The sequence below is a fragment of the Nocardiopsis sp. NPDC055879 genome, assembly GCF_053615935.1.
Genome location: NZ_JBSHCT010000105.1, coordinates 1 through 1,150 on the forward strand (window position 1 = coordinate 1; position 1,150 = coordinate 1,150).

Annotated in this window: 1 protein-coding gene; it reads left to right on the forward strand. The window is 65.2% G+C overall.

What is annotated here, in order from left to right:
• Window positions 1-38 precede the first annotated feature (38 nt).
• Window positions 39-1,150: DUF222 domain-containing protein (locus tag ACWGKS_RS30060; RefSeq protein WP_452525120.1), on the forward strand; the 1,112-nt coding region annotated here is incomplete at its 3' end.

Below are 1,150 nucleotides of genomic sequence, written 5' to 3' on the forward strand. Positions count from 1 at the left end.
TCTCCGGCCGGGATATCCCGTTCGGGTGCGAGGGCGATGTGCTCGCACAGTTTCGCCGGCTCAACCAGGAAACAGACCGGATCCGCTACGGGATGCTGCCCGCCCTGGCCCGTATGGAGGCCACCGGTGCCCTGTTGGAAGAGGGCGGCCAGCGCAGTATCCAGGCGTGGATCACCCACCAGTGGGGGACCTCCCCGGCCGAGGCCAAGAGCCTCGCCACCCTCGCCCGCGCTTTGTACAAGCAGCAACTGCCCTTGGTGGAAGAAGCCTTCCAAGGTGAGGTCTTGTCGCTGGGTGAGGCGTGCGCCATCGCGACCTCCACCGAAAAGGCTGTGGGTGAGTGGGCGAAAGTCCTGGAAACGGCGGATGAGGAATTCCGTGCCCAGCGTCCTTCGGTGGAGGGGTTTCGGGCCCGGTTGGAACTCGGGTTGATCGGTTTCAAGGCCGAGTGCCCGCAGGCTTCGGTGCGCCAGTTGCGGGACGCGGCGAAATGGTTCGTCGCCCGCCTGGACCCCGATAAAGCCGACCGGGACTACGACGAAACGTTCGAGAACCGGGGCGCCCAGTTCTCGCCCACGTTCGAGTCCGGGTTTCTGTTGCGGATGTGGGGGCCGGGGGCCGATAACGAGCTGATCCAGGCCGCTCTGCAGGCTTACACGCAGCCGTATGGGCCGGAGAACGCGGCGATGCCGAAGCATCAGCGCACTTATGACGCGATGATGCGGATCTTCGAGACCGCTCTGATCCATCGGGATTGCTCCAGCCTGAGCCGCCAACCGTTGGCGACCCTCAACATCACCGTCCCCCTCAAACGCTTCCTCGGAGACGGCACCGCAGAGCCGGCCGTCACCGAGGATGGTGTGGTGTTGCCCGATCAGATGGTGGCCCGCCTGACCCCCCACAGCTGGTTGCGCCGGTTCCTCACCGACGAACAAGGCCGCACCCTGCTGGATGTGGGGCGTAAGCAGCGGTGCGCTCCGGATCCGGTCCGTCAAGCGGCGGGGTTCAAGAAGTCCTACTGCGAGTGGCACGAGGGTTGTGATGTGCCGCGTAGCTGGTCGCAGTACGACCACATCGTCCCCTTCTCCCACGGCGGGGCCACCAGCGCCGAGAACATGCAGGTGTTGTGCTCGACCCATAACCGGCTCAA